This is a genomic window from Aliiglaciecola sp. 3_MG-2023 (assembly GCF_030548205.1).
Classification (GTDB): Bacteria; Pseudomonadota; Gammaproteobacteria; order Enterobacterales; family Alteromonadaceae; genus Aliiglaciecola.
This window is the reverse complement of the sequence record NZ_JAUORV010000016.1, coordinates 116,595-138,770: the sequence shown is the minus strand read 5'-3', so window position 1 is coordinate 138,770 and position 22,176 is coordinate 116,595. Positions and strand designations below refer to the sequence as shown.

At 41.3% G+C, this 22,176-nt stretch carries 23 protein-coding genes; 20 read left to right on the top strand and 3 right to left on the bottom strand.

The genetic code is table 11. The features are described 5' to 3' along the window. Window positions 1-636 carry a 4'-phosphopantetheinyl transferase superfamily protein gene (locus Q4574_RS17315; protein ID WP_303475826.1) on the bottom strand — a complete coding sequence of 212 codons (636 nt, stop codon included), beginning with the start codon at window positions 634-636 and terminating at the stop codon, window positions 1-3. Continuing rightward, window positions 626-1,066: an excinuclease ATPase subunit gene (locus Q4574_RS17310; protein WP_303475823.1), complete on the bottom strand. Its 441-nt coding sequence runs from the start codon at window positions 1,064-1,066 to the stop codon at window positions 626-628. The genes Q4574_RS17315 and Q4574_RS17310 overlap by 11 nt, the downstream gene beginning before the upstream one ends. A 217-nt stretch (window positions 1,067-1,283) precedes the next feature. Between Q4574_RS17310 and Q4574_RS17305 the strand changes: the two genes are divergently transcribed. From Q4574_RS17305 to Q4574_RS17220, 18 genes are all read left to right on the top strand, one after another. After that, complete coding sequence (locus tag Q4574_RS17305) at window positions 1,284-2,027, top strand: beta-ketoacyl synthase chain length factor (RefSeq protein ID WP_303475819.1); 744 nt, start codon at window positions 1,284-1,286, stop codon at window positions 2,025-2,027. Next, window positions 2,017-2,796: a 1-acyl-sn-glycerol-3-phosphate acyltransferase gene (locus Q4574_RS17300; RefSeq protein ID WP_303475817.1), complete on the top strand. Its 780-nt coding sequence runs from the start codon at window positions 2,017-2,019 to the stop codon at window positions 2,794-2,796. The genes Q4574_RS17305 and Q4574_RS17300 overlap by 11 nt, the downstream gene beginning before the upstream one ends. Further along, window positions 2,777-3,037, top strand: a complete 261-nt coding sequence (locus Q4574_RS17295; protein WP_303475814.1) for a phosphopantetheine-binding protein — start codon at window positions 2,777-2,779, stop codon at window positions 3,035-3,037. Before Q4574_RS17300 ends, Q4574_RS17295 begins: the two co-directional genes overlap by 20 nt. A 14-nt stretch (window positions 3,038-3,051) precedes the next feature. Further along, window positions 3,052-3,300 (top strand): acyl carrier protein, encoded by a 249-nt coding sequence (locus Q4574_RS17290; protein WP_303475811.1) that lies wholly within the window; start codon window positions 3,052-3,054, stop codon window positions 3,298-3,300. Window positions 3,301-3,303: 3 nt separating this feature from the next. Then, window positions 3,304-3,846 carry a hypothetical protein gene (locus tag Q4574_RS17285; RefSeq protein WP_303475808.1) on the top strand — a complete coding sequence of 181 codons (543 nt, stop codon included), beginning with the start codon at window positions 3,304-3,306 and terminating at the stop codon, window positions 3,844-3,846. 1 nt (window position 3,847) lies between these two features. Beyond that, entirely contained in the window at window positions 3,848-5,548 is a 1,701-nt protein-coding gene (locus Q4574_RS17280) for an AMP-binding protein (protein WP_303475805.1), read from the top strand. Continuing rightward, window positions 5,526-6,287 (top strand): glycosyltransferase family 2 protein, encoded by a 762-nt coding sequence (locus tag Q4574_RS17275; RefSeq protein ID WP_303475802.1) that lies wholly within the window; start codon window positions 5,526-5,528, stop codon window positions 6,285-6,287. Before Q4574_RS17280 ends, Q4574_RS17275 begins: the two co-directional genes overlap by 23 nt. Next, window positions 6,288-7,223 (top strand): lipid A biosynthesis acyltransferase, encoded by a 936-nt coding sequence (locus Q4574_RS17270; protein WP_303475799.1) that lies wholly within the window; start codon window positions 6,288-6,290, stop codon window positions 7,221-7,223. Between the two features lie 60 nt (window positions 7,224-7,283). After that, entirely contained in the window at window positions 7,284-7,691 is a 408-nt protein-coding gene (locus Q4574_RS17265; protein WP_368411652.1) for an acyl-CoA thioesterase, read from the top strand. Further along, complete coding sequence (locus Q4574_RS17260) at window positions 7,688-8,269, top strand: outer membrane lipoprotein carrier protein LolA (RefSeq protein ID WP_303475796.1); 582 nt, start codon at window positions 7,688-7,690, stop codon at window positions 8,267-8,269. The genes Q4574_RS17265 and Q4574_RS17260 overlap by 4 nt, the downstream gene beginning before the upstream one ends. Beyond that, window positions 8,266-10,578 (top strand): MMPL family transporter, encoded by a 2,313-nt coding sequence (locus tag Q4574_RS17255; RefSeq protein WP_303475794.1) that lies wholly within the window; start codon window positions 8,266-8,268, stop codon window positions 10,576-10,578. Before Q4574_RS17260 ends, Q4574_RS17255 begins: the two co-directional genes overlap by 4 nt. Before the next feature lie 69 nt (window positions 10,579-10,647). Next, entirely contained in the window at window positions 10,648-11,871 is a 1,224-nt protein-coding gene (locus Q4574_RS17250; RefSeq protein WP_303475844.1) for an NAD(P)/FAD-dependent oxidoreductase, read from the top strand. After that, complete coding sequence (locus Q4574_RS17245) at window positions 11,856-12,404, top strand: DUF3261 domain-containing protein (RefSeq protein ID WP_303475791.1); 549 nt, start codon at window positions 11,856-11,858, stop codon at window positions 12,402-12,404. Before Q4574_RS17250 ends, Q4574_RS17245 begins: the two co-directional genes overlap by 16 nt. Continuing rightward, window positions 12,401-13,588 carry a beta-ketoacyl-[acyl-carrier-protein] synthase family protein gene (locus tag Q4574_RS17240; RefSeq protein WP_303475789.1) on the top strand — a complete coding sequence of 396 codons (1,188 nt, stop codon included), beginning with the start codon at window positions 12,401-12,403 and terminating at the stop codon, window positions 13,586-13,588. Before Q4574_RS17245 ends, Q4574_RS17240 begins: the two co-directional genes overlap by 4 nt. A gap of 1 nt (window position 13,589) precedes the next feature. After that, on the top strand, window positions 13,590-14,039 hold the full coding sequence (locus Q4574_RS17235) for a hypothetical protein (protein WP_303475786.1): 450 nt from the start codon (window positions 13,590-13,592) through the stop codon (window positions 14,037-14,039). Next, window positions 14,036-14,761, top strand: coding sequence for a 3-oxoacyl-ACP reductase FabG (gene fabG / locus Q4574_RS17230; protein WP_303475784.1), 726 nt, complete (start codon window positions 14,036-14,038; stop codon window positions 14,759-14,761). Before Q4574_RS17235 ends, fabG begins: the two co-directional genes overlap by 4 nt. Then, window positions 14,761-15,987, top strand: a complete 1,227-nt coding sequence (locus Q4574_RS17225) for a beta-ketoacyl-ACP synthase (RefSeq protein ID WP_303475781.1) — start codon at window positions 14,761-14,763, stop codon at window positions 15,985-15,987. Before fabG ends, Q4574_RS17225 begins: the two co-directional genes overlap by 1 nt. A 59-nt stretch (window positions 15,988-16,046) precedes the next feature. Then, entirely contained in the window at window positions 16,047-17,525 is a 1,479-nt protein-coding gene (locus Q4574_RS17220; protein WP_303475779.1) for a multiheme c-type cytochrome, read from the top strand. Window positions 17,526-17,627: 102 nt separating this feature from the next. Here Q4574_RS17220 and Q4574_RS17215 read toward each other — a convergent pair whose 3' ends face one another. Further along, complete coding sequence (locus Q4574_RS17215; RefSeq protein ID WP_303475776.1) at window positions 17,628-18,077, bottom strand: hypothetical protein; 450 nt, start codon at window positions 18,075-18,077, stop codon at window positions 17,628-17,630. A 189-nt stretch (window positions 18,078-18,266) separates the two neighbouring features. On the opposite strand from Q4574_RS17215, the gene Q4574_RS17210 reads away from it, so the two are divergent. Both Q4574_RS17210 and acnB read left to right on the top strand, forming a co-directional pair. Then, window positions 18,267-19,391, top strand: a complete 1,125-nt coding sequence (locus Q4574_RS17210) for a PQQ-dependent sugar dehydrogenase (protein ID WP_303475774.1) — start codon at window positions 18,267-18,269, stop codon at window positions 19,389-19,391. 166 nt (window positions 19,392-19,557) lie between these two features. After that, window positions 19,558-22,170 (top strand): bifunctional aconitate hydratase 2/2-methylisocitrate dehydratase, encoded by a 2,613-nt coding sequence (acnB, locus tag Q4574_RS17205; protein WP_303475771.1) that lies wholly within the window; start codon window positions 19,558-19,560, stop codon window positions 22,168-22,170. Window positions 22,171-22,176 lie beyond the last annotated feature (6 nt).

Sequence of the window (22,176 nt, the reverse complement as noted above, 5' to 3'; positions counted from 1 at the left end):
TTAGTTTTTCCTTAAAATAATTATTCGAGCAAAAAGTGCATCACTATGGTCAATTAGGTCTAAGTGATGCATTTCATTATTTTCGATGGAAATATTTATCGGGCTAAAACTCTTCTGTGAATCTGCATCTAAGGATTTAAAAAAAGCTTCTTTTGCACACCAAATGCGATAAAAGTAGCTTTGCTTTTCCATTTCCTTGAGTCTTTGCAAATGAAGATATTCAGTCTTAGTCATAAATAACTTAGCCATTTGTAACAGGTTTTTTCTCGCTTTATATTGTTCCAGATCGATCCCTACTGGAACGTGAGAAACTGCAAAATTAATGACGTTATTGCTGTGGGATAAACTGTAATTTAATGATACTGGTAAATTAGTAACTACCGGAAGTGTGTTTGCGCTATCGACTATTGACCAATAATCAAGCGGGACATCAAAAACTTGGCTAAACGCGCTTCGAATTAGCGCTCTGCTATAGAGGTATTCTCGTTGTTTTTTGGTATGGCTAAGGTTATTTAGCCTTATGTATTCCGATGGAGATAAATATTGTAGAACGGTTGATTCGATATCTTGTTGCTGATTTTCAACTCTGGTTTCCCAAAGTTGAAAATCGACATCTTTTTTGAAATTAATTTGCAAGTTCTACCACTTCACCCATCAAGGCTACACCTGCAACAAATGCACCCGCATGGCATTCGTATTCTGTTTCACTAACCACTGTATTCTTTTTATAATAGCTGGCTATATTGATCACGGCGTTACCACCTTCCTTTTTGGCTCGCTCTTGCAAGGTTAATAGCGCTGACAACAACACCCATTGGCAAGCTTCATCATCGCTTTTATTAAACGCATTGGTTTTTTTATTTGTAGGGTAACTGCCTAAGCTTTTTTTCACTTCACCATGTGCCTGCTCGCCAAAATAAAGGGCAATATTAGGATCTAACCTCTGTTTAAAATCAGCTGACTCCATCGCTTCTTGAATTGAATACATATGTTTGGTATCCCGCGCCATCGTATTTGACGCCATTAGTATCAAAGATAAACCTACTACAATGTTAAAAATTTTCATGTTGTCCTAATCTCCATTTGGGTTATTTTCGGATGTTTAATTACACAGTCACAGTGAAATCCCTGACTTACCGCGAAAGGTTAATTAGAAAGGAATTCACCGTCAACTGTTTCAGTCCAATAAACTTTCTGCACTTCGTTGCAATAATGAGTCAGTGAAGTAAAATGCTGGCGAAAAATGACTAATTTACTTGCGATAACTGCACACGGAGATTTATTTGGCGGGTTTTACGTTAGAAGCATGGACAGCGCTAGCTCCATCTCTGGAAACTAAAGAGGATTGGACTAAGTGGTTATCTGAAAATACTGATATTGCGGAACATCAATTGAAGGTTAACTTGAAACATGTACCTATGATGTTGCGACGACGCTTCAACACCTTGGGTAAATGTGCCATGGGTGCCATTCACCAGTTGGGGCTTGAAGATCCTAATATTCCTTGTGTTTTTGCCTCGCAACATGGTGACACTAAACTCACACTCTCATTGTTAGAGGGGATTGGTAAACATGAAGATATGTCACCAACGGGGTTTAGTTTAGCGGTACACAATGCCGTCAGCGGCTTGTTTTCAATTATTCATCATAACAATCGTGAAATAACCGCGATAGCGGCTATGCAAGGTTTGATTGCCAGTGCTCTGTTTGAAGCTATCGGCCAATTGCAAGTATCCGAAAAAGTCCTTTGTATTGTTTACGACATGCCTTTGCCTTCGTTGTATCAACCATTCAGTCAAAGCTCGGAATTTCCCTATGCTTTAGCATTGGTGTTGAGTCGAGACAACGAAAATTCATTATCATTGACCTATCAAAAAGAGGGGGAGGCTGGTCAACATTTGCATTCGAATCCGAAAAGTGAATTACAAGGATTTCTGGCATTTTTACTTGACCAATCCGATGGTTATCAATGTCGACTGAATGGCTCCACATGGGCACTACAAAAGACCGTTAATCATGCAGGCTAAATTAAATTTTGCGTGGCGTTGGTTTGCCACTGCTTTTAGTTTTTTTGTGTTCGGCGTTGGGGGGATTATCATCCCGGTTATTGTGGTGCCTGTCTTATTTTTATTACCTGGTACTCGATTAAAAAGAGAAGCGAGAGGTCAGAAATTTATTCATATAGCCTTCTCATCCTTTATTAAGTTAATGAGATTCTTAGGGGTATTAACCTATGAAATTCACGGAGCGAAAGAACTCAGACAGGCTAAGTTAGTACTTGCTAATCATCCAACTCTATTGGATGTCGTGTTTTTAATTGCACTTATCCCCAACGCTAACTGTGTGGTAAAAGGTGCATTATTGCGTAATCCGTTTATGCGCGGGGCCATTCGAGCTGCGGGGTATACCATTAATAATGGTGAAGCAAATGATGTTCTCATTGATGCAAAAGAAGTGTTTAATAAACAACAAATTATGATTGTATTTCCAGAAGGGACTCGAAGTGTTCCGGGGAAGTCCCATCAATTAAAGCGCGGAGCAGCTAATATTGCTATCAGAACTAATGTTGATATAACACCAGTCATAATTAGTTGTGAGCCTATATCACTTACTAAGCAAGATAAGTGGTATCATATCCCGTCAAGTCCCATGCATTTTAATATATCGGCAAATCCAATAATTAAAGTGAGTGACTTTCAGTTATCAAATAGCACAAAAAATGCGAGGTTGCTGACTGATTATTTAACTAAATATTTTAATGCTGAGGTTGGAGTTAATGACAGCGTTGCAAACTGAATTAAAAGAAATGATTATAGAATGTCTTGATCTTGAAGATGTAGAAGCAGAAGAAATTGATAATGACGATCCATTATTTGTTGATGGTCTCGGACTGGATTCTATTGATGCATTAGAAATAGGATTGGCGTTACAAAAACGCTATGGAATTAAACTTGATTCGAATTCGGAAGAAACCCGAGCTCACTTCGCCAATGTGAATGCCTTGGCTGACTTAGTAAAAAATCACAGAACAATATAAAGTAAGTCGATATTATGAAAAAACAGGAAGATACTTTTCAAAAAGTTGTTGCGCTTTTTGAGGAACTATTTGAATTGGAACCAGCTAAGGTCACCCCAGAATCAAATTTGTACGAAGACCTTGATATAGATAGCATTGATGCCGTCGATTTGGTCGTAGAGCTACGCAAAATGACAGGTATCAAAATAAAACCAGAGGATTTTAAATCTGTTAGAACCGTAAATGATATTGTTGAACAGGTAAATAAATTAACGGCCGAATAACTGATGAAAAAACTTTTAACCTTAGTGGTTATTATATTGAGTATCAGTTATCCATTTGTTGTTTATTTCGGGTTACAGAGAATTGAAGGGAAATGGTTGATTCCTTTTGTGTTTTCAATACTAGCTCTGCGTTGGTGTGCATCTGGAGAATCCTCAGAACGTAACGTCATTCTAATCACGTTATTAGTAATGGGATGTGTCATCATGTTCGCAGGCCAACAACTTGGCCTGAAGTTTTATCCGGTTATGATGAATTTGAGTTTTTTTGTGTTGTTTGCTGGCAGTCTTTTTACTGCCACTCCTATCGTCGAAAAGTTCGCACGTTTAAAAGAACCTGAATTACCCAATAAAGCTGTCGTTTATACTCGCAAGGTCACAGTCGCGTGGAGCATATTTTTTGTCTTTAATGGCTCAATAGCGTGTTTTACTGCGCTATTTTCAAAGGATGAAGTTTGGATGTTATACAACGGGCTAGTCGCATATGTGCTAATGGGGATCTTGGGTATTTCTGAATGGCTTATTAGGCAACACGTTATTAAGGCCTAGTATGTCAAAAAAGTTTTCTTTATCAAATTGGACGGAATCACGTCCTAATCAAAACGTTGCCATCCGTTGTGGAAACGAATTAACCTGCGAAGATTTTAAAACTAACGTTTATCGTTGGCATCAGGCGTTGTCACAATATGTGGGGCAACGTTGGGTTGTATATCACAGCGATCCTTTCGAATTCTTATCCATTGTTTATGCACTTTGGTATCTCAAAAGAGTTGCTTGTGTTCCTGGCGATAACCGTCCAGCCACAATCTCTCGATTACTAAATGACGCGGATGGCGGCGTTGGTGAAATGGAGAATAGCATTACTCTGCTGCCCGCAGGCCAAGATTCAGAAACCCTTAACTTACACTTTACCGGCATTGATAGAGAACAAGTGGCAGTAGAATTGTATACTTCGGGTTCCAGTGGTGAGCCCAAGGCAATAGCGAAAACCATCGGCCAACTCGAGAGCGAATTACAAAGCCTAGAACAGCAGTTTCCTGCTGTTCCCGGAGCTAGGATATTGTCTACCGTTAGCCATCAACATTTATACGGGTTGACCTTTCGGTTATTGCGTCCTTTTAGCTCAGGCCAACCATTTTTAACTGAATTATGTGAGTACACCGAAGATATATTCAATAACGCTCAACACTTAACTCAATATGTGCTTGTTGCCAGTCCCTCTCATATTTCGCGGGTAAACGAACTCTTAGCTTGGTCATCAATGAAGGCAGAATGTTTAAACATTTTTTCAGCCGCTGCGCCGTTGAAAAAAGCCGATGCATTGCGTATGAGTAAATTGCTAAATGCACCTTTGGTGGAAATTTATGGTAGTTCCGAGACTGGGGTGATTGCGTGGCGAAAGCAAACCGAGTCAAAAGGAGAAGCTCGTTGGCAGTGCGTACCTGATGTTTCTTTTGAAATTGAACAACAGGACTTGGTTAAGGTTTGCTCTGACTTCGTGGATAAGTCTTCTCCCTATCTCAACGATCAGCTAAAAATTCACCCTGATGGTAGTTTTGAATTAAAAGGCAGATCAGATCTCATTGTCAAAATCGAGGGAAAACGAGTTTCTTTGAATGCCATTGAAAGTGTATTGAGCCAACATGAATGGGTTTCAGAAGCGAAAGCTTTTTCCATTGCTCGCAAACGAACTGAAGTTGCAGTTGTATTAATACTCAGTGAAACCGGGCAAATACAATTAATGCACTGTGGCCGCCCCAAGGTCATTAAAACATTACGCACTTTATTGCTGCAAAGTTTTGAAACAATCGTAGTGCCCAGACGTTGGCGATTTGTTGATACAATGCCTTATAATTCGCAAGGTAAGATCACTTTGGCTTCCTTGCAAGCTTTAATGGAGCAGCCTGCCTTGCTTAAATGGCCAATTATTAAATCTATTGATAAAGAAACAGCAGAAGTAAAGATTGCTTGTGTTATGCCTAAAGAACTCGTTTATTTTGACGGCCATTTTGAACAAGCCCCTATTTTACCGGGTGTTGTGCAGGTGCACTGGGCGCAAAAATATGCTGCAGAGTATTTTGTTATTTCAGGTCGTTTTAGTCATTTAGAGGTGATTAAGTTTTCGGGTGTTATTCAGCCTGAAGATAAGATAGATCTGGTGTTAGTGTTTAATTCCCAAAAGCAGAAAGTCAGTTTCTCTTATCGCTCAGATAAGGGGCTTCACTCAAGTGGACGAATTTGTTTTGCGTAACGCTGAATTTAAACCTGCTATTTTAATCCCAGTGTACAACCATGAAGTGGCTGTTGTCGGTACCTTGAGTGACGTGCTGAGGTTTGGTTATCCTGTGTTACTCGTTGATGATGGTAGTCATGAAGCTTGTGCTACAGTGCTTCGGCAATTAGCTGAACAATATAGTCAACAAGTGACATTATTATCGTTACCGCAAAATGGTGGAAAGGGGCATGCTGTGAAGTCTGGCCTGCGTCATTTAGCTAAAATGGGGTTTAGTCACGGCTTGCAGGTCGATGCTGATGGCCAGCATAATTTAGCCGATATTCCTGAGTTTATGGAGACCGGTGAACATCATCCTAAAGCTCTCATTGCTGGTTATCCTCAGTACGATGAAACAATTTCTAAAGGTCGGTACTATGGCCGCTATCTAACCCATGTATGGGTGTGGATTAACACACTTTCTTTTACAATCAAAGATAGTATGTGCGGATTCAGGTTATATCCAGTCAATCAATTTAATCAGCTGTTGGAAAAAAATCCTTGCGGTAATCGCATGGACTTTGACACTGAAATTATCGTCCGCTGGTTATGGCAAAATGGACAGATAATTAACTTACAAACCAAAGTCAACTATCCAACTGACGGCGTTTCTCACTTTAATTTAGTCCACGATAATGTGTTAATAAGCTGGATGCATACACGACTATTCTTTGGAATGCTTGTGCGTTTGCCTAAGCTATTATGGCAGAAATTTTAAATGCAAAAGAATATTACCCATTGGACCCAAGTACAGGAAAACGGCACCGTATTAGGGATTAAGATTTTACTCTTTATCTATCGTTTATTTGGTAGAACAGTGTTTAGCGTAATACTTTTGCCAGTTATGGCGTATTACTATTTAACCAATAAAACAGCGAGGCACTCGTCGCAACAATACCTTAGTTACTTGAAACCATTTTTATCCCCTGATCAATTCTCACAGTTAAATAGTTTTAAGCATTTCATCTCGTTTGGGAACATGTTGTTAGACAAATTATTAGTTTGGATGGGACGAATAACCCCTGACGCAATTGTATTCGAGACTCCTTCAGTGGTTGATAGCATCAAAGCATCAGGTCAGGGGGCCTTAATAGTGGTGTCCCATTTAGGCAATATTGAAGTCTGTAATGCCCTGCGGCAAAAACTCGATGAAGTGAAATTAACCATTCTTGTGAATACCGAACACGCCGAAAAGATTAATTCACTTATGCAGCAATTAGACAGTAATTCCCATGCGGAATTGCTGCAAGTCAATGACTTATCACCAGCCACCGCCATAATGTTAGCTGAGCGAGTGGCACGGGGAGAGCTCATTGTCATTGCCGGTGATCGCACACCAGAGCATGTTGGACGAATATCTAAGGTGGACTTTTTAGGTAAACCTGCTCATTTACCCCAAGGAGCATTCATTTTAGCGAGTTTGTTAAAATGTCCTGTCTATCTGTTATTTTGTTTAAAGCAGCGAAAAAACTATCATATTTATGTGGAAAAATTTTCGGAGCAACTAAAGTTTGCTCGTAAAGAACGTCAACAACAATTAGATTTAGTGGTTCAAAATTATGCAAATAGATTACAACATTACTGCATAAAAGCGCCTTTGCAGTGGTTTAACTTTTTTCCTTTCTGGCTATCGGATAATAAAACACCTAAATAATAACTGCTAAGCAATAGTGCAGGTTTAACCGCCACGAGTGATTTAACAAGGAACACCCAAATGATAGAAGCCCAGGTCGAAATTAGCATACCTTTTCATGATATCGATGTGATGCGCATAGCTTGGCATGGGCACTATGTTAAGTATCTTGAAATTGCGCGCTGTGCGTTGTTTGATAAAATGGCTTACAACTTTCCTGAAATGGAGCAGTCGGGTTATGCTTGGCCTGTCATCGACCTGCACATTCGTTATGCATCGGCTCTGAGTTTTCAACAACAAATTATCGTTAAAGCAAAAATAGTGGAATGGGAAAATAGGTTAAAAATAAACTATCAAATTGTTGATAAGGAATCGGGTAAACGCCTTACTAAAGCATCTACGGTGCAAGTGGCAGTGGAAATTGAAAGCAAAGAAATGATGTTTGAGTCACCCCCAATATTATTTGAAAAATTGGGACTCTCAAAATGAAAAACACCCTATTAGTGTGCTTCTTTATTAGTAGCTTTACTTTTTGGCCGAACAACGTACTGGCTCAATTTGATATTAACGCCCTCAATGCTATTTCAAGTTCCCCTGAATTTTTGCAAGGACAGTTTGTACAGCAAAAGTATCTGAACGACTTTGATGTGAGCCTGGAATCGACAGGTGAATTTGACTACCTTCAGGGGCAAGTTGTTCACTGGCATACACTCTCTCCGATTCAAAACTTAGTGACAATGACACCATCTAGCATTGTAAGTCACCAAGATGACGTGGAAGTGATGAGCTTGCAAGCGGAATCTAATCCTGTTGTTACCTTGTTAAGTGAAGTGTTCTTTTCAGTCTTGACTTCAGAATGGCAAAAGTTAGAAAACTACTTTGAGTTAAGCGGTGAAATTGACCAGCAAACTTGGTCGGTGTCGTTAACGCCAAAAGACACAGCCCTTGCGCAAGCCATTAGTCATGTTGAATTGAAAGGTGATATCTATTTACGTTATTTAAAGTTCTATGAAAGTAACGGCGATTACACTGAAATTCAATTCGACCACTTGAGACAACATAAGTGAAATTTAATTGGCAAAAGGCGGCAGCCTTAATTTGGACTGTGGTGATTGTTAGCCTAATGGTTTGGACGTTCAGTCGCCCACTGGCATTCGATTCAAGTATTATGTCACTGTTGCCAAAATCAGAACAACAACCCCTTGCTCAGCAAGCAATTGAGCAAACGTCAGCCAGATTTTCCAAACGTCTATTATTGTTACTTAGCGGTGAAGATGAAACTAAGATAATCCAATCTGTGTCTGCTTTAGCCCAAAATTTAACGGCTTTATCACCGGTGTCTGAGGTGCGCTGGCAAGTTGAGAATAACCAACTGGCAGATTTACGGAACGAACTTTTTTCTTATCGTTTTGTATTACTCGATTCTGCTAGTCATGCAGACTTACAGGCTGCGAATTATGAGAAATTTGAGCGGCGTACGTTGGCGAACCTTTTTAGCCCTGTTAATGCCAGTAAGGTCGAGCTAATTGAAGATCCTTTTGGCTTTTACGGACAGCTTAGTCAACAGCAAACCATTGATATCAACATTCAAATTAGTCATTCTTTTCTTAAGGTTAAAAACACAGTTCTGCCAACTTACTTACTCTTAGTCACGTTTAACCAAGAACCTTATTCGTTGCCCATACAAGAAACGGTGATGGGGTTTATATCAGAACAACGTCAGGCATTAGCAGAGAATAATATTTCATTGACCAGCTCAGGAATGATTTTACACGCTGCGGCTGGAGCAGATCAGGCAAGGACGGAAATCTCAAGTATCGGTATAGGCTCGCTGATTGGCATTATTCTCATACTGCTAATTGTATTTCGTCGTTTCAAACCGATTTTGCTGATGTTACTTCCTGTATCTATTGGCTGCTTAAGTGCTATTGCAATCACCCTATTGGTTTTTGAACATGTGCATTTAATCACTCTTGCCTTCGGTGCGGGGTTGGTGGGAGTATCTATCGATTACGCGTTGCATTTTGTCTGTGAAAGGCAATACTTTGATTCACATAAAGTGCTCGCTAAAATTTTACCAGGGTTGCTTCTTGGTCTATTGTCCAGTGTTTTAGCTTATGCAGTGCAAGCATTTGCACCTTTTCCAGGGTTGCAGCAAATGGCTGTGTTCTCCGTCGTTGGCTTAATTACTTCCTGGCTGACCGTGGTCTTGCTGTTCCCTGTTTTAACCATGCAAGATGCCAAAATGAGTTTACCCCTTGCAGATAAATTGTTCCTGCTACGTAATAAAATTCCTCTCTTCAGTACTCATCCAGTGAGTTTGGTGTTGTTATTGGCAATAACCGTGATTGCCCTTGTCATTGTATTCAAAGGTGCTGCACAAGATGATATACGGCTTCTTCAGACTTCACCTGCATCATTACTTAAGCAAGAAAAAGCCATCCAGGCCATGCTTGGCACAAATAGCAGCACACAGTTTATACTTGTAAAAGGGCAAACTGTTGAGGCTTGTTTACTCAAAGAACAGCAGCTATTTACGCAATTAAGTGCGTTACACCAAGACAAAGTTATACCGAGTTTTCAAGGTTTATCGACCCATCTACCGGCAAAATCCACGCAACTTCAAAACTATGAGTTAGTGGCAAATCTTTATGGTGAAAAACTACCTGAACTGTTTAAAAAGCTAAAGTTTGATGAGAGTAAGTTAGTCGCCGCTTACCAGGCTTTTCGTCAAGCTGATGGCCAAGTACTCACCCTTGAACGTTGGTTGGAAATGGAAAACAGTGCGCCATGGCAAGATTTATTAGTCAATGATGAGTTTAACAACAGTGCAACCATTATTCGCTTTTCTGGCTATCTTAACCAGCAAGCTAAATCAAACATAGAGCAACTGATTGGGGCAGACGAAGACCTTATATTAATTGACCAAGTCAGTAATATTTCAGATGTGATGCAACAGTACAGAGTACAAGTTACCCAGTTGGTTTTATTGGCTTATGTGATTGTTTTGTTCATTCTAGTATGGCGATACCGCTGGCAGGTATGGCGAGTGGTCTTACCTCCTTTTTTAGGATCGATTTTGGCCTTGGCAAGCATCACCTTAATTGAAGGTGGGATGAACATGTTTCATTTATTAGCCCTTATTTTAGTGTTAGGCATTGGTTTGGATATGGGCATTTTTATGGCAGAGTCGGGGGAGAGTAAACATACTTGGTTAGCTGTCTCCTTGTCTAGCTTTACAAGCTTGTTAGCATTTGGTTTGCTGGCTTGGAGCAACACCCCAGTGTTACATCACTTTGGCTTGACTGTGCTCATCGGTTTAACCCTTGTTTGGTTAATCACGCCTGCTATGCGCGTGCAAAAACACAATATTTAGATTTTAAGATGATAAAAGTTCACTCAATATTAATTAAAACAATGGAGATATTCGGTAGTGCAAAATAAAATGGATACATTCGATATTGTAGTTATAGGTGCAGGACCTGCTGGAGCGGTTTCGTCAGCGCTACTGAATCAAAAAGGGTATCGAGTTTTAGTATTAGAAAGACAGCACTTTCCGCGCTTTTCCATTGGCGAAAGTTTGTTGCCGCAATGTATGACATATCTGGAACAGGCGGGCATGTTGGAGGCAGTCGAGAACGCCAATTTCCAGCATAAAAATGGTGCAGCCTTTTGTCGTGGGGACCAATATGAATATTTTGATTTCCGCGAAAAGTTCTCAGACGGTTGGGGGACGACCTTTCAAGTACAACGAGAATCATTTGATAAAATACTCGCCGATGAATCTGCCAAACAAGGGGTAACCTTTCGTTACGGGCACACACTCACTGCGTGTAACACCAAAGGCCAATTGAGTATACTTAGTGTTGAAACTGATAGCGGGGAAAACTATCAAGTTCAAGGGCGCTTTGTGTTGGATGCCAGTGGCTTTGGCCGTGTATTGCCTAAGCTATTGAATTTGGAAAAACCATCAACCTTAGGCACACGAAAGTCTATCTTTACCCACATCAAAGATAATATTGATGCCCCTGAGTTTGATCGTAATAAGATTCTTATTACCGTTCATCCTCAACACAGCGATGTTTGGTTTTGGTTAATCCCTTTTAGTAACGGCAGAGCTTCTGTTGGCGTGGTGATCCCGCCAGCACTTTTAGAGACGATGACGGGAAGCCCTGGAGAATGTTTACAACAGTTAATTTCAGAAGCGGGTAAATTAGCCGAGTTTCTCAAAAATGCCGAGTTTGATACCGAATTTCGCACTTTGGGCAGTTATTCTTGTGACGTCACTAGCTTATATGGTGAAAATTATGCATTGCTGGGTAATGCAGGAGAGTTCTTAGACCCTATTTTTTCATCAGGCGTTACTATAGCGTTGACCTCTGCCAGTTTGGCTGCAGAGGCTGTTGATAGGCAACTGCGTGGTTTGCAACCCGACTGGGAAGAGGAATACGCGCAAAAATTAAAGGTGGGAGTGAAAACCTTTAAGGAATTCGTTGAAGGATGGTATGACGAGCGTTTTCAAGATGTGGTTTTCTCAAATCAGAAAAGCGGCAATATCACACGCATGATCAGTTCTATTTTGGCTGGTTACGCCTGGGACACTAAAAACCCTTATGTGCATAATCCAAGCCGACTAACGACTTTGGCACAAATATGTCAAAACGACTGATTTTTGTTCTCTGTCTGAGCCTCATGTTGGGGGCATGCAGCCTGTTCAATAGTAGCGCGAAGCGGGCATTTCCTTTGCTGTTGTTACCGCCAGTAGATGGACCTGAATCGGCGGTTTATAAACAACGTTTAGCACTGAAATCTAAAACTAATAATAGCAAGTTGCTAGTGGTATTGAAGATTGATAAATCGGAAATTAAATTACGCGGACTGTTGCCAACTGGTCAGTCTTTGTACGCGATGCAATATGATGGCGAGAAGTTAAGTCAGCAAAGTCTTGGTGACAACAAACTGCCTGCTCAAGAGGTGCTGAGCATGTTACAATTTGCCCTTTGGCCCGAACAGGCTTTACATAAATTCTACCAGCCCGATAAAGGATGGTTATTAGAAATTAAGCCCGAATATCGTACGTTGTCACTTGATGGAATGATTAAATTAAGAGTGGATTATTTGGCTAATCATCAGTTGATATTAGAAAACTATGCCCATCAATACACTGTGGAAATTGAAACCTTGGAGTACAAAAGGTTGTGATACAGGATAAATGTTACCTCAATGCTTTAGGAATATTATGTGCCGCTGGAAATAATGGTGACGAGGTAAAGCGTAATCTGCAGACAGGTAATGTCAATTTAACAAAGTCGGATCGTTATCATCGAGGTCCGGCGCTTCCTCTTGGTTTGATTGAAGGGAAACTACCTGAAATCCCATTAACACATAAAAAATGGCACAGTCGCAATAACCAATGTGCCTACGCAGCACTTCAGCAAATAAGAACACAAGTTGATCATGCTATCAGGCAATTTGGTGAACATCGTGTTGCCGTTATTATTGGTACAAGTACATCGGGGATTGCTGAAAGTGAGCAAGCAATTGAACAGTGGGTGACAACGGATACCCTTCCTGAATCTTATGATTATGGTTTGCAAGAAATGGGCGCTCCAGCACAATTTATTGCTGAAATAATAGGTGCTCGAGGACCTGTATACGGAATATCAACGGCCTGTTCTTCAGGAGCTAAGGCCTTAGCCACTGCTCGTAGGCTTTTATCTGCTGGGTTATGCGATGCGGTTATTGCAGGTGGTGTTGATACTATGTGTCAACTCACTGTTCAAGGATTCAGTTCTTTACAAGCAGTGAGTGAGGACATTTGCAATCCTTTCAGTGTCAATCGAAAAGGGATTAATATTGGTGAAGGAGCGGGGCTATTTCTAGTTAGCCGGCAGAAAATTGGCGTCGAATTGCTCGGTGCAGGTGAAAGTAGTGATGCTCATCATATTTCAGCCCCAGACCCGGCAGGCAAGGGGGCAATCCAATGTATGCAAAAAGCCCTTGAAGATGCTCAATTAGACCCAACTCAGGTTGACTATATTAATCTTCATGGCACTGCAACCGAGCTTAATGACCAGATGGAATCGGTAGCTGTTAATGCTATCTTTTCTACTAATGTGTTGTGCAGTTCTACCAAGCCATTTACCGGGCACACTCTCGGTGCCGCTGGTGCGGTTGAAGCGGGAATTTGTTGGTTGATGCTAGCAGATGAAAGTACACAACCCTTTATGCCAGCCCACTTATGGGACAAGCAAGCCGATCCAGAGTTGCCCCAGTTATATTTCGCTGAAGCAAATTGGCAACAACCTACATCCATAAATTATGTGTTGAGTAATTCATTTGCCTTTGGCGGCAATAATATTTCCTTGATATTAGGGCGGGCTTGATATGGAAACTTATAATATTTCTGAGTTTGTGCCTCACTCGGGTAGAATGAGCTTGTTAGATGAAGTGCTTGAATTTGGTGATGGCTGGTTAAAAGCACGGTTACAAATTAAACCTGAATCCATGTTTGTTGAAAAACAAGGGGTTTCAGCAGTCGTCGGTATTGAGTATTTAGCGCAAGGTATAGCCGCTTATGCAGGCAGTAAGGAACGGCAATCTGGATTAAAACCTAAGTTAGGATTTTTATTAGGCTGTCGAAAATACCAATCCAGTGTTGACTATTTTCCTGTTGGTAGTGCGTTGACCATTGAAGTGCAATTGGAAATGGAAGCAGACAACGGCTTAAACGTATTTAATGCAGTATTGCGCGGCAATGGTTTTGAGGCATCGGCAAAGCTGAATGTGTTCCAGCCTGACGATGCCGAAGCATTTTTAAAAGGAGAGTCACAATGACGGATACGGTACTAGTAACGGGATCTAGTCGGGGGATTGGTAAAGCCATTGCTTTAAGGCTTGCTAAACAAGGTTTTGATATTGTGGTCCATTGCCGCGATAACGTAAAACTTGCTGAAGAAGTGGTTGAGCAAATAATTGACATGGGTCGTAGTGCTAGAATTATTTGTTTTGACATCGCAGATCGGCAGCAAGCTAAGCAAGTGTTGGAACAGGATGTTGAAGAATATGGGGCATACTACGGTGTTGTATGTAACGCCTCTATCGCCAGAGATAATGCCTTTCCTGCAATGCCAGCCGAAGAGTGGGACTTAGTTGTCCACACTAATCTAGATGGATTTTACAATGTCTTATACCCTGTAGTTATGCCTATGATTCGACGCCGTAAATCTGGCAGAATCGTTACGCTGTCGTCTGTTTCAGGAGAAATGGGAAATCGTGGTCAAGTTAATTACAGTGCATCGAAAGCTGGAATTATTGGTGCTACCAAGGCCTTAGCGGTAGAATTAGCAAAACGTAAAATAACCGTAAATTGTGTAGCTCCCGGTGTCATCGATACTGAAATGACCGAAGGTTTACATATGGATGAAGCAATGAAAATGATCCCAATGCAGCGCATGGGGAAAGTGGAAGAAGTGGCGGCCGCAGTCGGGTTTTTGATGTCTGAAGATGCAGGTTATGTCACTCGACAGGTAATCTCTGTCAATGGTGGAATGTATTAATGAATCGAGTTGTCGTAACAGGAATTGCAGGTTTTTCGCCGATTGGAAACGACTGGGAAACCATCTTTGGTCGGTTAAAGTCGGGTGAAACCGGGATTGTGCAAATGCCCGAATGGGATATTTATGAAGGGTTGAATACCCGACTGGGTGCTAAGGTCGATTTTAGCGTACCTGCCCATTATTCTAGAAAAGATTTACGCAGTATGGGGCGAGTCGCGCAACTTGCGGTGGTCAGTTCTGAAAATGCCTTAATTGATGCAGACTTGCTTAATGCGGATGTATTAACCAGTGGCCAAACGGGCGTTTCTTACGGTTCATCTGCTGGGGACACAGGAGCTATTGCCGATTTTGGAAACATGTTGCTGCACAATAACTGTGATGGTTTGAATGCCAATACCTACATCAAAATGATGTCCCACACCTCACCGGTAAATATCGGTATATATTTTGGGTTGAAAGGCCGAGTTTATACTACTTCTAGTGCCTGTACTTCAGCTAGTATGGGGATCGGGCAAGGTTATGAAGCAATTAAATTTGGTCAACAAAAAGTGATGTTGGCGGGTGGTTGTGAACATTTGTGTGCAACCGAAGCTGCGGTATTTGATACGCTTTATGCAACGAGCACAAAGAATGATACTCCACAGCAAACCCCCAGGCCTTTTGATAAAGATCGAGATGGTTTGGTGATCGGAGAAGGCGCATGCACCTTGGTGCTAGAAGAATATGAGCATGCTATGCAGCGCGGTGCAAATATCTATGCCGAACTGGTGGGTTTTGGTACTAATTCAGATGGCCAGCATATTACTCAACCTTCAGCGAAAACCATGGAGCAAGTCATTCGCTTATCCCTTGAAGACGCGGGGCTTTCTCCACAGCAAATTGGTTATATAAGCGCTCACGGTACCGCGACAGATCGCGGTGATATTGCAGAAACTCAAGCCACATCAGCTGTATTTGGCAAACATACTCCCATCAGTTCACTGAAAAGCTATACCGGACATACCTTAGGTGCGTGCGGAGGATTGGAGGCTTGGGTCGCGATTGAAATGATGCGTAACAACTGGTTTCATCCTACAGCTAACCTTGAACATGTTGATGATAGTTGTGGTGAGTTAGATTATATTGTGCAGCAAGGAAGAGAGTTCGAAACCGATTACATTATGAGTAACAATTTTGCCTTTGGTGGAATTAATACTTCTCTTATTTTTAAGCGTTGGAACGCTTAATTAAATTAAGGTAAAGGCACTGCTGACTTACTATGTGTTAGTAACAGTAATTAGGAATTATGGGACTTAAATCATTCTTATCTATTTTTATTGGCTTAATCGTTGCGGCGGTGGCCTTGGTTTGGTTTAGTCAAGAAAACTATGACGACGTTTTTCATGCCGAGTACGTGGGAAGCGAAGTGTGTGGTGATTGCCATATTATTAATTATGACGCATGGTTGAAATCGCCCCATCACAATATTACGCATGCGCCCAGTGAAAGTACGGTGGTGGGAAATTTCAATAATGGTACGTTTTACTTAAATACCGACCCCAATAAAACTAGTCCAGCGGTGAAATCTTTCCGTCAAGGTGATGAATTCTATTTAGCTCTTAAGGATATTGATTCAGAAAACTACAAGCCGTTTAAAATCGATAAAGTGATCGGTTATCAGTATCGACAAACCTATCTGACTCAAGAGGATGGTGGGGTATTAAGGCGTTTACCTGTGCAATGGTCTGTGGCCAGAGGTGAGTTTTTTGCTTATTGGAACGAGCAGGAACAAAGCCCAGAAACAGTCCATGACTTATGGGAGCAAATGAAACCACTGAATTCAGCTTGGAATTTGTATTGCGCCCGTTGTCATACCACCAACTTACAACAAATAAGTAAAGACAGGGCTCATACCGTTGCTAATGTTAAGTGGACCGAGGATGGGGTTGGATGTGAGGTCTGTCATGGACCTGGCAGTGAGCATGTTGATTATATGCAAGATAAACCGATTAACCGTATGATGTCTTTGGTTAATCTAAAATTATTTAATGAACCTGTTCCCTACATCATGAACGCCGCGGATCATTCGCAAGGCGTTGCATTGAGTGTTTGTGCTCGTTGTCACGGGGCTGACATTTTACGTAAACGCATGGATGCATACCGTACTTATTCTCCAGGTTATGATCATGCTGGTAATTTAAATGATTTATCCGAATACTTTACCGAAGCTGAGACAGTTCCTGGTCGTACTTTTCCAACATTACAAGTTTGGCCTGATGGTCGTCCCAAAGGGTTAGGAACATTGTTTCGTTCCTTTGCCGACTCTGCACATTACGAACAAACTGATATGCGATGCTATGACTGCCATGATCCCCATGACAATAAACAGCCTGCTAAATTTGGAATTTTAGAAGCTTCCGAAGTCAGTAATCAGTTCTGTTTAGACTGCCACCAACCCATACAACAAAATTTGGCAACTCACACCAGGCATGCGCCAAATACTAAAGGTTCTTTTTGTTATGATTGCCACATGCCCAAAAACTTGCTGAATCAGGTGTCTGGAATAGATTACTTCGTGCGCAGTCATAATGTTGGCACTATTCCCAATCCGCTATTATCAGCCAAAATGGGGTTAGACAACTCTCCGAATGCATGTAACGAATGTCATACTCAACAAACTGCTGAATGGGCAGTGGAAAAAATGCGCGCATGGGGAATGGATGGGCATTTAGTCGATACTGATTTGCATTTAAATCGAAATGCTCATTCTGATATCACCCACTAACCCCGTTATTTGCATCTATGAATGGCCAAAAGAATGTCCTTGAGAAGAGCTCCATTCGCTCGCGGTGATTAACCTAGAAACATTCAATCTTGTGTTTTAGCGTTATTGCTTGCTGGATTTTTGCTGTCGTTGATACATAAATACCCAACCGCCAAATAGTCCCGCCAGAGATTGCGCAACTATCCCCAGTTGGGTTCTTGCTCCAGCGATTAAGGTTATGTCCATAACAGGTTGCATGGCGGATAAAATCGCAAACATAGCCACTGCACCACTTAGCGGGTATAACCATGGGAGTGGTTTAGTAAAGAGACGATTTATCCAATAAACACTTAAAAATGCCAGTAACAAACCTACAAAAATGATGACTCCATATGAGGGAAACAGACCAAGAATATCTTTACCTGAAGCAGACAACCTGGTTTGCCAGTTGATCATCACATCCAGTTTGATTAACTCGTGAAGAACAAATTGTGTGTGAAAAAGGCTCGCTAAAATAAAGCAACTGAGGGTCGCAGCAAGAAAATCCAATCCAAGTTTAATATTTTGTTTCATAGGCTAACCTTATTGTCGTCACGTTACCTAGTGTGGACCTTGAGATGAAATGTAACAACTTTCATCCCCACAATAAAAAATAAATAGGATCTGCTAAGTTCGCATTTTTTGTTTTTGTGAGTATATTTATAATTGATTTTAAGAAAAACACAGAATTTATTGCTGTGGTTTTAATCTAAGGAATGGTTTGTGGGCATTCGATTTTTCACCTTACTAGTCGTGTATTTGTTATGGGTTAACCCCCCTGTGAATGCTAAAAACCAGGTAAATTTAGATGCATTTTTGGTTGAAGAGATTGTGTCTGAGTTGAACTTCCCCTGGTCTGTTGCCTTTATTTCAGATAATCAATTCCTAGTCACAGAACGCTCTGGAAATTTGCGGCAAGTAGTGAATTTTACCTTGAGTAAACCCATAGAAGGGCTTCCCCAAGATATTTACGTGAAAAGCCAAGGCGGACTCTTGGATGTTGTGCTCCATCCGAACTATCAATCCAATGGTTGGATTTATCTTTCCTATTCGGCGGGTAATGATGAACGTAATACTCTCAAAGTTATTCGGGCTAAATTGCGAAACAATCAATTAGTCGATCGCCAAGTTATTTTCACTGTAAAACCTTTTCGAAATACACCGGTTCATTATGGCGGGAGATTGACTTTTTTAGGGGATAATTCCTTGTTAATTAGCTCGGGGGACGGTTTTGACTTTCGCGAAAATGCCCAGCGTGTGAATAATCAGATGGGCAAAATACTACGGGTTTTGGATAACGGCGATATCCCTAAAGATAACCCTTACATTGGTGAAACAGAAAAAAATCTCGCCCAATCTGTGTATTCCATAGGTCATCGTAATCCTCAGGGGCTAGTTTACGATCCTATCCGTAATCTTGTCTTTTCAAACGAACATGGTCCCGCTGGTGGGGATGAAATAAATATTATTCGAAAAGGTGATAACTATGGCTGGCCAGTGATTACGAATGGCAAAGATTATTCTGGGGCAATTATTAGCCCCTTTAAAAAATATCCAGGGATGCGCCAACCATTGGTTGATTGGACGCCTTCTATCGCGCCATCCAGTATCACCGTTTATGATGGCATGATGTTTCCGCAAATGCGCGGAGATCTGTTAGTCACAAGTTTGAAATCGAAAGAACTGATTTGGGTTCAAATGCAACAAAATAAAGTGGTGGGTCAGCAGTCTTTGTTCTCTGAGTTAGGTTATCGATTGCGTGATGTTAAAGTACATCCTGATGGTTCTTTGTATTTACTGGTTGATGCCGAAAAAGGTAAGATACTAAGGGTGACAGCGAATCATTAAGAGGTATTTTGCAAAGAATTCGAAATAATTAAATATGATTGATATATATTGATTTCATGTATGCTGGCTATAAATAAATAATCGTTGTGAATAATTCAATTTTTCGACGTTTACATTTATACTATCGCCACATTTCTCTGTATTCATAATTTAAAAGGACCAAAAAGTGTTAGAAGCTTATCGTAAACACGTAGAAGAGCGTGCCGCTGAGGGTATCCCCGCTAAACCATTAAATGCAGAACAAGTTGCTGGTTTGGTTGAATTACTAAAAAATCCTCCTGCTGGCGAAGAAGAGTTCTTGTTAGAGTTGTTATCTGAGCGAGTTCCTCCTGGTGTTGATGAAGCCGCTTATGTAAAAGCGGGTTTTCTAGCTGCTATCGTAAATGATGAAGCTACGTCTCCGTTGATATCAAAAGATGCAGCCATTCAATTACTGGGTAATATGCACGGTGGTTATAATATCGTAACCTTAGTGGCTGCTTTAGATAATGAAGATTTAGCTGAACTGGCCGCTGAAGAGTTGAAACATACTTTGTTGATGTTTGATGCTTTCCATGATGTTGAAGAAAAAGCAAAAGCAGGTAACAAGTATGCGAAAGAGGTTTTGCAATCTTGGGCTGATGCAGAATGGTTCACATCTCGTCCAGATCTACCTGAAAAAATTACTTATTCCGTATTTAAAGTTACCGGTGAAACTAACACTGATGACTTGTCACCTGCGCCTGATGCATGGTCGCGTCCTGATATTCCTTTGCATGCCCGCGCTGCTTATAAAATGACCCGTGATGGTCTAACGCCAGAAGTACACGGTGAAATTGGTCCACTTAAACAAATTGAAGAAGTGAAAGCGAAAGGTCACCCTGTTGCTTTTGTTGGTGATGTAGTCGGTACAGGTTCTTCACGTAAATCTGCAACTAACTCAGTACTTTGGTTCTTCGGTGAAGACTTGCCTGGTGTTCCGAATAAACGTGGCGGTGGTGTTTGTATTGGCGGTAAAGTTGCGCCAATTTTCTTCAACACAATGGAAGATGCAGGTGCCTTAGTATTTGAAGCCGATGTTGACAAAATGAACATGGGCGATGTGATTGATATCTACCCACTAGAAGGCCGTATTACAAACTCAGAAACCGGTGAAGAACTTGCCAAGTACGAATATAAGTCTGAGGTATTGTTAGACGAAGTTCGCGCTGGTGGCCGTATTAACTTGATCATCGGTCGTGGCTTAACTGAAAAAGCACGTGAATCCCTAGGTTTAGGTGCCACAGATTTATTCCGTAAGCCAGATCAACCAACTGATACGGGTAAAGGTTATACACTTGCACAAAAAATGGTCGGTAAAGCATGTGGTGTTGATGGTATTCGTCCAGGCACGTATTGTGAACCTAAAATGACCACTGTTGGCTCGCAAGATACTACTGGCCCAATGACCCGCGATGAACTGAAAGATTTAGCTTGTTTAGGTTTCTCTGCAGATTTAACTATGCAGTCTTTCTGTCACACCGCGGCTTATCCTAAGCCGGTTGATATCGACACTCAGCATACCTTACCTGATTTCATTATGAATCGTGGTGGTGTATCGCTTCGTCCAGGTGACGGTATTATTCACTCTTGGTTAAACCGTATGTTATTACCAGATACTGTCGGTACTGGTGGTGATTCACATACTCGTTTCCCAATGGGGATTTCATTCCCAGCAGGTTCTGGTTTGGTTGCCTTTGCTGCTGCAACTGGAGTCATGCCTCTTGATATGCCTGAGTCTGTATTGGTGCGTTTTAAAGGTAAAATGAAGCCAGGTATTACCTTACGTGACCTTGTTCATGCGATCCCTCTTTACGCTATCAAGCAAGGTCTATTGACCGTTGCGAAGAAAGGTAAAGTGAATGCGTTCTCTGGTCGTATTCTTGAAATTGAAGGCCTTGACGGACTGACAGTTGAACAAGCATTTGAATTGTCTGATGCCTCTGCAGAACGCTCTGCTGCAGGTTGTACTATTAAATTGTCAGAAGAGTCAATTGCTGAGTACCTAACGTCTAACATCACCATGCTACGCTGGATGATCAACGAAGGTTACGGCGATCCTCGTACCCTTGAGCGTCGTGCACGTAAGATGGAAGAATGGTTAGCGAATCCTGAGCTTATGGTAGCTGACAAAGACGCTGAATATGTTGAAACCATTGAAATCGATCTTGATGAAATCAATGAACCAATTTTATGTTGTCCAAACGATCCAGATGATGCGAAAACATTATCTGACGTTGCTGGCGAAAAAATTGATGAAGTGTTCATCGGTTCATGTATGACCAACATAGGACACTTCCGTGCTGCTGGTAAACTACTTGAGCAATACAACAAAACCTTGCCAACACGTTTGTGGATTTCTCCACCAACGAAGATGGACAAAGCGGTATTGATGGATGAAGGTTATTACAACATCTATGGTCGAGTAGGCGTACGTACAGAAATGCCTGGTTGTTCATTATGTATGGGTAACCAAGCACGTGTGTTGGCTAATTCAACTGTACTATCCACCTCTACACGTAACTTCCCTAACCGTTTAGGTGATGGTGCTGATGTTTACTTGTGTTCTGCTGAACTTGCTGCTGTAGGGGCTATCGTTGGCCGTATTCCTACTACTGCTGAGTACATGGAATATGCGAATAAGATTGAGTCTATGTCGGGTGACGTGTTCCGCTACTTAAACTTCGACCGTATCGAAGAGTTTAAGAAAGCTGAAGATGCAGCCAAAGACAAGATCATTCCAGCACTTAATATTGCATAACTTGCG

What these genes read in the sequence shown, in the direction of transcription:
- Q4574_RS17310 (WP_303475823.1), bottom strand. Translation starts at nt 1,066, where the DNA reads ATGAAAATTTTTAACATTGTAGTAGGTTTATCTTTGATACTAATGGCG.
- Q4574_RS17300 (WP_303475817.1), top strand. Translation starts at nt 2,017, where the DNA reads ATGCAGGCTAAATTAAATTTTGCGTGGCGTTGGTTTGCCACTGCTTTT.
- Q4574_RS17295 (WP_303475814.1), top strand. Translation starts at nt 2,777, where the DNA reads ATGACAGCGTTGCAAACTGAATTAAAAGAAATGATTATAGAATGTCTT.
- Q4574_RS17290 (WP_303475811.1), top strand. Translation starts at nt 3,052, where the DNA reads ATGAAAAAACAGGAAGATACTTTTCAAAAAGTTGTTGCGCTTTTTGAG.
- Q4574_RS17285 (WP_303475808.1), top strand. Translation starts at nt 3,304, where the DNA reads ATGAAAAAACTTTTAACCTTAGTGGTTATTATATTGAGTATCAGTTAT.
- Q4574_RS17280 (WP_303475805.1), top strand. Translation starts at nt 3,848, where the DNA reads ATGTCAAAAAAGTTTTCTTTATCAAATTGGACGGAATCACGTCCTAAT.
- Q4574_RS17270 (WP_303475799.1), top strand. Translation starts at nt 6,288, where the DNA reads ATGCAAAAGAATATTACCCATTGGACCCAAGTACAGGAAAACGGCACC.
- Q4574_RS17265 (WP_368411652.1), top strand. Translation starts at nt 7,284, where the DNA reads ATGATAGAAGCCCAGGTCGAAATTAGCATACCTTTTCATGATATCGAT.
- Q4574_RS17260 (WP_303475796.1), top strand. Translation starts at nt 7,688, where the DNA reads ATGAAAAACACCCTATTAGTGTGCTTCTTTATTAGTAGCTTTACTTTT.
- Q4574_RS17250 (WP_303475844.1), top strand. Translation starts at nt 10,648, where the DNA reads ATGGATACATTCGATATTGTAGTTATAGGTGCAGGACCTGCTGGAGCG.
- Q4574_RS17245 (WP_303475791.1), top strand. Translation starts at nt 11,856, where the DNA reads ATGTCAAAACGACTGATTTTTGTTCTCTGTCTGAGCCTCATGTTGGGG.
- Q4574_RS17235 (WP_303475786.1), top strand. Translation starts at nt 13,590, where the DNA reads ATGGAAACTTATAATATTTCTGAGTTTGTGCCTCACTCGGGTAGAATG.
- fabG (WP_303475784.1), top strand. Translation starts at nt 14,036, where the DNA reads ATGACGGATACGGTACTAGTAACGGGATCTAGTCGGGGGATTGGTAAA.
- Q4574_RS17225 (WP_303475781.1), top strand. Translation starts at nt 14,761, where the DNA reads ATGAATCGAGTTGTCGTAACAGGAATTGCAGGTTTTTCGCCGATTGGA.
- Q4574_RS17220 (WP_303475779.1), top strand. Translation starts at nt 16,047, where the DNA reads ATGGGACTTAAATCATTCTTATCTATTTTTATTGGCTTAATCGTTGCG.
- Q4574_RS17215 (WP_303475776.1), bottom strand. Translation starts at nt 18,077, where the DNA reads ATGAAACAAAATATTAAACTTGGATTGGATTTTCTTGCTGCGACCCTC.